At 74.3% G+C, this 8,794-nt stretch carries 5 protein-coding genes and 1 pseudogene; 2 read left to right on the forward strand and 4 right to left on the reverse strand.

Features of this window, described 5'->3' with window-relative positions:
* Positions 1–746: pseudogene (locus ACWEVO_RS21235) on the reverse strand (GGDEF-domain containing protein); the annotation flags it as partial.
* A 111-nt stretch (positions 747–857) separates the two neighbouring features.
* On the opposite strand from ACWEVO_RS21235, the gene ilvD reads away from it, so the two are divergent.
* Both ilvD and ACWEVO_RS21245 read left to right on the forward strand, forming a co-directional pair.
* Complete coding sequence (gene ilvD / locus ACWEVO_RS21240; RefSeq protein ID WP_452309263.1) at positions 858–2,705, forward strand: dihydroxy-acid dehydratase; 1,848 nt, start codon at positions 858–860, stop codon at positions 2,703–2,705.
* Between the two features lie 41 nt (positions 2,706–2,746).
* Positions 2,747–3,466, forward strand: coding sequence for a hypothetical protein (locus tag ACWEVO_RS21245; RefSeq protein WP_452309264.1), 720 nt, complete (start codon positions 2,747–2,749; stop codon positions 3,464–3,466).
* Here the strand turns inward: ACWEVO_RS21245 and ACWEVO_RS21250 are convergent.
* The 3 genes from ACWEVO_RS21250 to ACWEVO_RS21260 all read right to left on the reverse strand — a co-directional run bounded on the left by ACWEVO_RS21250 (position 3,463) and on the right by ACWEVO_RS21260 (position 8,637).
* Positions 3,463–5,124, reverse strand: a complete 1,662-nt coding sequence (locus ACWEVO_RS21250) for a SulP family inorganic anion transporter (RefSeq protein WP_452309267.1) — start codon at positions 5,122–5,124, stop codon at positions 3,463–3,465. The genes ACWEVO_RS21245 and ACWEVO_RS21250 overlap by 4 nt on opposite strands.
* A gap of 41 nt (positions 5,125–5,165) precedes the next feature.
* Complete coding sequence (locus ACWEVO_RS21255) at positions 5,166–5,504, reverse strand: ArsR/SmtB family transcription factor (protein WP_452309265.1); 339 nt, start codon at positions 5,502–5,504, stop codon at positions 5,166–5,168.
* Between the two features lie 691 nt (positions 5,505–6,195).
* A complete protein-coding gene (locus ACWEVO_RS21260) occupies positions 6,196–8,637 on the reverse strand; it encodes a glycosyl hydrolase 2 galactose-binding domain-containing protein (RefSeq protein ID WP_452309266.1) in 2,442 nt (813 codons plus the stop codon).
* Positions 8,638–8,794: the final 157 nt, after the last annotated feature.

An 8,794-nucleotide genomic window follows, 5' to 3' on the forward strand; every position in this document is an offset into this window, starting at 1 on the left:
GCCACGACCGCGTCCGCGCCGCCCCCCCCCACCCGGTCGCCGTCGCCCTGCCCGGGCAGCTCGACCCGGTGCACGGCCACGGCCACGGCGAGCAGGCCGGCGGAGAGCAGCGCCGCGCCGGTGGCCGCCATGCCCGGCCCGGCCTGGCACAGGCCGGCGGAGAGCCCCAGGCCGCCCCCGGTCACGCCGATCACGCCGGCGCCGAGCAGGGCGAGCCGGCTGCGCGGCGGCACCGCCCGGAGCACGATGATCAGGGTGAGCCCGGCGGCGAGCGCGGCGCTGACCGTGGCCAGCACGATCGGTACGCAGGCCACCGGGGTCACCGCGCCGAGCAGCCGAGTGGGCTCGCTGAAGACCACCCAGCCGACGAACCAGAGCGCACTGGCCATGATCAGGCCGTCGAGCAGCAACCGGGCGGTGGCGGCCCGGGTGGCGGCGGCGCCGAGCAGCCGGAGCAGGGCGACTCCGACGGCCACCCCGCTGATCGTGGTGCCCGCCGAGACCAGGGTCGCCCAGCCGGTCCGCTGGCCCTGCTCGTGCGCCCAGTGGTCGCCGACGGAGAGCGCGCCGGTGAGCCCGGCCAGCAGGCTGAGCAGCGCGCCGCCGGCGGCCGCTGCGAGCAGCGCGTACGCCGGGCGGTGCGGGCCGCCCCGGCGGCGGGCGGACGCGGCCAGCGACGCGGTCGCGCCGGCGGCGACGAGCCCGCTCAGCACCGCGACCGCGAGCATGCCCGGGGGGAAGTGCACGACCTCAACTGTGCCGGATGCGCGCACTCCGTGGGGCACCGGGTGCGCAACTGTTGGGACACGGTCGGCATGCCCTGGGGGCGCCGCGTCGGCGGTGCCAGACTGGTAGGCATGCCTGAGCTGCGGTCGAGGACCTCCACCCACGGTCGGACGATGGCCGGCGCCCGGGCCCTGTGGCGGGCCACCGGGATGACCGACGACGACTTCGGCAAGCCCATCGTCGCCATCGCTAACAGTTTCACCCAGTTCGTCCCTGGTCACGTACACCTCAAGGACCTCGGCGGCCTGGTCGCCGACGCGGTGGCCGAGGCCGGCGGGGTGGGCCGGGAGTTCAACACCATCGCAGTCGACGACGGCATCGCGATGGGGCACGGCGGCATGCTCTACTCGCTGCCCAGCCGGGAGCTGATCGCCGACGCGGTGGAGTACATGGTCAACGCGCACTGCGCGGACGCCCTGGTCTGCATCTCCAACTGCGACAAGATCACCCCGGGTATGCTGCTGGCCGCGCTGCGGCTGAACATCCCGACGGTGTTCGTCTCCGGCGGCCCGATGGAGGCCGGCAAGACGGTGGCGATCGAGGGCGTGGTGCACTCCAAGATCGACCTGATCGACGCCATGATCGCCTCCTCCAACGAGGCGGTCACCGACGACCAGCTCGGCGAGATCGAGCGCTCCGCCTGCCCGACCTGCGGCTCCTGCTCCGGCATGTTCACCGCCAACTCGATGAACTGCCTCACCGAGGCGATCGGCCTGGCGCTGCCCGGCAACGGCTCGACCCTGGCCACCCACGCCGCGCGCCGCTCGCTCTTCCTCGAGGCCGGCCGCACCGTCGTGGAGATCGCCAAGCGCTGGTACGAGCAGGACGACGCCTCCGTGCTGCCCCGCGCGATCGCCGGCCGGGCCGCCTTCGAGAACGCCGTGGCGCTGGACGTGGCGATGGGCGGCTCGACCAACACCGTGCTGCACTTGCTCGCCGCCGCCCGCGAGGCCGAGCTGGACTTCGGGGTGGCCGACATCGACGAGATCTCCCGCCGGGTGCCGTGCCTGGCCAAGGTCGCGCCGAACTCGCCGCAGTACCACATGGAGGACGTGCACCGGGCTGGTGGCATCCCGGCCATCCTCGGCGAACTCGACCGCGCCGGCCTGCTCAACCGGGACGTGCACGCGGTGCACTCCCCCGACCTGACCCGCTGGCTGGCCGACTGGGACGTCCGTGGCGGCTCGGCGACCCGCGAGGCGATCGAGCTGTTCCACGCCGCCCCCGGCGGGGTGCGTACCACCGAGCCGTTCTCCACCACCAACCGCTGGTCGTCGCTGGACACCGATGCGGCGGGCGGCTGCGTGCGGGACCGGGAGCACGCGTACAGCGCCGACGGCGGGCTGGCCATCCTGCACGGCAACCTGGCGCCGGACGGCTGCGTGGTCAAGACCGCCGGGGTGCCCGAGGAGTGCCTCACCTTCCGCGGGCCGGCCAAGGTCTACGAGTCGCAGGACGACGCGGTGACGGCGATCCTGGCCAAGGAGATCGTGCCGGGGGACGTGGTGGTGATCCGGTACGAGGGCCCGAAGGGCGGCCCGGGCATGCAGGAGATGCTCTACCCCACCTCGTTCCTCAAGGGCCGGGGGCTGGGCCGGTCCTGCGCGCTGCTCACCGACGGCCGGTTCTCCGGCGGCACCTCCGGGCTCTCCATCGGGCACGTCTCCCCGGAGGCGGCCTCGGGCGGCCTGATCGCGCTGGTCCGCGAGGGCGACGAGATCGTCATCGACATCCCGGCCCGGTCGATCCAGCTGAACGTGCCGGACGACGTGCTCCAGGCGCGCCGGGTGGAGGAGGAGAAGCGGGACCGCCCGTACACCCCCACCGACCGGCAGCGGCCGGTCTCCGCCGCCCTGCGCGCGTACGCCTCGATGGCCACCTCGGCCAGCGACGGTGCCTACCGGCGGGTGCCCGAGTAGCGCCCCCACGGGTCTCCACGCCGCCGGTAGGGTCCGGCGGCGTGGAGACGACGAGCTACGCGCGACTGATCCGGCCGGTGATCGACCGGGTGTACGGGACCGCCCGCCTCGCCGCGGTGCCCCGGATGAGGGAGTTCTACGCCGAGCGGGGCGTCGACTTCGGCTACGAGAACAGCCTCTTCTCGGGCGTGCTGGCCCGGCCGGTGCCGGCGGAGGCGCTCGCCGACGCGATGATCTACACCGCCGGCGGCATGGACGCCGAGTTGGCGCAGGGCGTGGCCACGGTGGACGCCGAGGGCACCTGGCACCTCACCGAACTGGGCCGGGAACTGGCACTGTTCGCACAGCGGGCGACCGCCGAGACAGCTGCGGAACTCTGGGCCGCAGGGCCGAGCATGCTCCCCGGTCTGGGGTCGGTGCCGCGCCTCGCCGAGCTGGTCGGCCGGGTGCTGGCGCACGGCCTGGCCACCGGCGGGCCGGCCTTCCGCGCGATGACCCCGCCGTACGAGCCGGCGGACGCCTCGCCGGCGATGCTGCTGGTCACCCGGCTCGGTTCGTTGCGCCACCACCGCGCCGACGCGCACCGGGCGGCCTGGCGGGCCGCCGGACTGACCGCCGACGAGATCAGGGCGCTGCCCGACGGGCCCGAGCGGGCGGCGATCGAGGCCGAGACCGACCGCCGCGACGAGCCCGCGTACGCGGTGCTGAGCGGGGCCGAGCGGTGGGAGCTGCTGGCCGGGCTGGGCGCGCTGCCGGGCTAGCCGGGAGCGTCGGCGAGGGCGATGGTCCGGGCGTGCCGGATGGCGGCCGGGGTGTCCGGGAAGACCAGGCCCTCCCGGCGCAGCCCGTCGGCGACGCCGAGGGCGCTGAGCACCTGGTCGTGGCCGGGGGTGATGCCGGAGAGCAGCACGGCGATCCCCCGGCCGCGCAGCCGGTCGATGGCGTCGCCGAGGACCTGCGCGCCGGTGGCGTCGACGGTGGAGACGCGGGACATCCGCAGGATCACCACCCGCACGTCGGCCACCTCGGCCAGTTCCAGCAGGAAGGTGTGCGCGGCGGCGAAGAAGAGCGGCCCGTCCAGCCGGTACGCGACGATGTGCTCCGCGAGCAGCGCGTGCTCCTCGGCGCTGTGCTCGCCCTGGTCGAGGGGGACCTGTTCCAGCCGGGCGCTGCGGGCCACCGCGCGCAGGGCGAGCACCACCGCCACGGCGAGCCCGACCGCCACCGCGGTGACCAGGTCCCAGATCACGGTGACCGCGAAGGTCAGCACCAGCACCAGCGCGTCGGCCCGGGTGGCGCGCAGCAGCGCCCGGAGCGAGCCGGCCTCGACCATCCGGACGGTGGTGGCCAGCAGCACCCCGGCCAGGGCGGCGAGCGGGATGCGGCCGACCAGCGGGGCGGCGGCGAGCACGATCGCGGCGAGGGCGATGGCGTGGGTGAGTGCGGCGAGCTTGGAGGACGCTCCGGCGCGGACGTTCACGGCGGTGCGGGCGATGGCGGCGGTGGCGGGGATGCCGCCGAAGAGCGGGGAGGCCAGGTTGGCCAGGCCCTGACCGAAGAGTTCGCGGTCGGGGTCGTGTCGCTGGCCGACGGTCATCCCGTCCGCCACGGTCGCGGAGAGGAGGCTCTCCAGCGCCGCGAGGGCGGCGACCGCGAGCGCGCTGGGCAGCAGCGTGCCCACCGCGCCGAGGTCGAGGAAGGCGAGCGACGGCGCGGGCAGCGCCTGCGGCAGGGTGCCGATCCGGACCAGGTCGACCGGGATCAGCTCGGCCAGGACCGTGGCGGCGACGACGCCGACCAGGGAGAACGGCACGCCGGGCCGCCACCGGGCGCCGAGCAGCATGAGCGCCGCCACGCCGAGCGCCATCGCGACGGCCGCGGGCCGGGGGTGCACGGCGAACCGGGCGACCGCGTCCGCGGCGACCGCCCAGACCTTCTCGCCCCGGGCGTCGGTGACGCCGAGCGCCGCCGGCACCTGTTGCAGGGCGATGACCACGGCGATGCCGGCGGTGAAGCCCTCGATCACCGGGGTCGGCAGGTAGCGGACGTACCGGCCGAGGCGGGCCAGGGCGAGGGCGACCAGGATCAGCCCGGCCAGGGCGCCGACCAGCAGCACGCCCTCGGCGCCGAAGCGCTGCACCACCGGCACCAGCACCACGGTCATCGCCCCGGTGGGCCCGGAGACCTGGAGGTTTGAGCCGCCGAAGATCGCCGCCACGGCACCGGCGACGACGGCGGTGACCAGTCCGGCCTCGGCGCCGAGCCCGGAGGTGACGCCGAAGGCGAGCGCGAGGGGCAGCGCCACCACGGCGACGGTGAGGCCGGCGAGCAGGTCGCGCCGGGGTGAGCGGCGCACGGCCGCCCAGTCGGCCGGGCCGGGCAGCAGGCCGAGGATCCGCGCCCGGATCGCGGCCGGCATCGTCGCGCCGGCCCTGGGAGCACGCCTGGTCGTGTCGGTGCTCACCGGTCGGTTCCGGAGGCGCGCAGCTCGTCGAGGAGGGCGTCCCGGTCGGTGAGCACCGCGCCGAGGATGCGCCGGCCGGCGGCGAGGAGGTCGGCGACGTCCGGGGTGCTGAGCGCGTACATCACCAGGGCGCCGTCCCGGTGGGAGGTGACCATGCCGGCCCGGCGGAGCACGGCGAGCTGCTGGGAGAGGTTGGACGCCTCCACGTCGATGGCGGCCAGCAGGTCGCGCACCGGCTTGGGCCCGTCCTGGAGCAGTTCGAGCACCCGGATGCGCACCGGGTGCCCGAGGGTGCGGAACAACTCCGCCTTCGCCTGATACAGCGGCACCGACACCGAAACCCTCCCCGACCCTGCCCTCCCTGAAAACTTTACCACTTGCGAAATTCTTCAACTCGGCACATTGGGATCTTGGACGGTTGCCGTTCGCGGCGAACGGCAACCGTCCAAGATCCGCGAGGGGGTCGGCTATTCGGCGCGGAGGCTGTCCAGGTCGTGGGTGCCGGGGCTGACCCAGATGAGCACCCCGCGGACGTCGGCCACGGCCGCCGTGTCGCAGGACATCTGGTTGGGCAGGTCCACCTCGACCGTGGTGCTGGGTGCCCGGGCCGACCCGACCGAAGGCCGACTGGCACCAGGCGTACCCGGACCCGGTCTGCAGGGCGATGGCCGTCGAGGTGCCGGCCGTGGCCGAGGTGCGCAGGTCGTACCGGAGGGTCGCCTTGGCGGACAGGTCGACCGGGGCGGGCAGGGTCACCCCGAACCAGCCGTCGCCGGTGGCCGTCACCGCCAGGCCGTAGCTGCCGTCGGTGTGGAAGTCCGCGGTCTGCGCGACCGAGCCGGCGTCGGCCTGCCAGCTTCCGGGCGCCCAGCCCTCGACCCCGGTCTCCCAGGAGGCGATCCGGATCGGGTCGCCCGGGGCCGGTTTGACGGTGACCGTCAGGTCGGCGACGTTCGAGACCCTCTCGGTGAGATGTGAGGAGGGGCCCCTTCACCCGCACCAGGCGCTAAAAAGGGGCCCTTCCTTTCAGATGTCGTTGACCCAGCGCAGCACCGGGCGGCGGGTCAGGGCCGCCGGGTCGAGCGGGGCGTCGGCGTGCACGGTGAAGGTGACGGACTCCCCCGGCAGCAGGGTGACCAGCGCCTGGTCGACCTGGGCGGCCGGGTCGAGCCGGTCGGGGAAGAGGGTCAGGTCGCGCAGCACCGTCCGGGCCCTCACCCGGACCCGCTGGCCGTCGCCGGCCGGTTCGACCGCCGCGTCCAGTTCGGCCGCCGGCCACTCCACCTCCCGGTCCTCGGCGAAGAACCACAGCGCCCGCTCCGCGCTGTCGCCGGCCTCCGCAACCAGCAACTCCCGCCGGGCCTCGTCCGGCCGCGCCAGCTCCGCCGGCAGCGCCAGCACCACCGAGGAGTACGCGGGGACGTCGAGGTCGACCGAGGTCTTCGCCCTCGGCTCCCCGGCCAGGGTGAGCCGGGTGACCGTGGCCGGTGCCCGCCACGCCTCGCCGGTCTCGTTGACCGCCACCAGCGCCAGCCCGCCGTCCCGCGGCTGCACGGTGAGCAGCCGGTCGGCGTACGCCCGGCGCAGCGCGTACCAGAGCGGTTTGCGCCGGCCGTCGCCGTCCACGGCCGACCAGGAGGTGACCGGCCAGCAGTCGTTGAGCTGCCAGACGATGGTGCCGGCGCAGACCGGCCGGTGGGAGCGGAAGTGCTCCACGCCGAGCTGGATCGCCCGGGCCTGGTTGAGCTGGGTCAGGTAGTGCCAGTCGTCGAAGTCGGCGGGGACCGGCAGGTGGGCGTCGAGCCCGCGCTGGAGTTTGCGGTCGCCGTCGATCGCCTTCTGGTGGTGGGCCATCCCCGGCGAGTCGTGGGCGAGCGGTTCGTCCGAGAGGGCCCGCCGCAGGGTCGCGTACGCCGGGGGCGCCTGGTAGCCGAACTCGGCCACGAAGCGGGGCAGGTAATCCCGGTACCTGGTGTAGTCGTCGGTGTTCCAGACGTCCCAGATGTGCATGGTGCCGTGCGCCGGGTCGTTGGGGTGGATCTCCTCGCTGCCCGACCAGGGGCTGCCCGGCCAGTACGGCCGGGTCGGGTCCAGCTCCGCGACGATCGCCGGCAGCAGCTCCAGGTAGTAGCCCCGGCCCCAGGTCCGGCCCGCGAGGGGCGCCTGCCAGTCCCAGTCGTGCCAGCCCCAGATGTTCTCGTTGTTGCCGGTCCAGAGCACCAGCGACGGGTGGCCGGCGAGCCGGGTGACCTGTTCCCGGGCCTCCGCCTCGACCTCGGTGCGGAACGGCTCCTCCTCCGGGTACGCGGCGCAGGCGAAGAGGAAGTCCTGCTGCACGAGCAGGCCGAGCTCGTCGGCCAGCTCGTAGAAGTCCGCCGACTCGTACCGGCCGCCGCCCCAGACGCGGAGCAGGTTGACGTTCGCGCCGAGCGCCTGGCCGAACCGCTCGGCCAGCCGGGGCCGGGTGACCCGGTTGGGGAACGCGTCGTCGGGGATCCAGTTGACCCCCTTGACGAACACCGGCACGTCGTTGACGTGCAGGGTGAACGTGGAGCCGTGCGCGTCGGCGGCGGTGTCCAGGCGGACCGACCGGAAGCCGATCCGGCGGGACCAGCCGTCCAGCGGCCGGCCGTCCCCGGCGCGGAGTGTCACCTCGAGGTCGTGCAACGGCTGCTCGCCGTACCCGACGGGCCACCACAGCGCGGGGTCGCGGACGGTGAGCGTCGCCACGGCCGTGCGCTCCCCCGCCGGCACGGTGACCTCGACGGCCGCGCCGGCCACGGTGGCGTGCACGGTCAGCGGCTCCGCGGTCACCCGCTCGACCTCGACGTGCAGCTCCACCCGGCCGGTGTCGCCCTCGACCGAGACCAGCGGACGGACGCCGGCCAGCCGGGCGGTCGACCAGGCGTGCAGCCCGATCGGCTGCCAGATGCCGGCGGTGACCACCGCCGGTCCCCAGTCCCAGCCGAAGTTGCAGGCGGTCTTGCGGATGAAGTGGAACGGCTCCGGGTACGCGTTGGGCCGGTCACCGAGCCGGTCCCGGTGCGCCTCGGCGTAGCGGTACGCCGAGGCGAAGCGGACGGTGAGGGTGTTGTCGCCGGGCCGCAGCAGTGACCCCACGTCGAACCGGTAGCCGCGGTGCTGGTTCTCGGTGCGGCCCACCTCGACGCCGTTGAGGGTGACCGTGGCGACCGTGTCCAGGCCGGCGCAGACCAGGTCCACCCGGTCGTCGTCGCCCGGCTGCCAGGCGAAGGTGGTCTCGTAGACCCAGTCGGTGCGCCCGATCCAGGTGAGCCGGTTCTCGTTGTCGTCGAGATAGGGATCGGGAATGAGGCCGGCGGCCAGCAGGTCGGTGTGCACGCAGCCGGGCACGGTGGCCGGGACCGCCCGGTCGGCGATCTCCGGTGGCACCTGCGGACCCGGTACGGCCCGCAGCACCCAACCCTCGTGCAGCGCTCGCTGACTCACGACTTCACCGCGCCTTCCATGATTCCGCGGACGATCTGGCGTCCACCGATGAACAGCATGACCAGCAGGGGGACGGTGGCGATGAACGCGCCCGCCAGCACCCGCCGGTAGATCACATAGTTGCCACTGGCCAGGTCGGAGACCGCGACCATCGAGG

This window comes from Micromonospora sp. NPDC003776 (assembly GCF_053605645.1).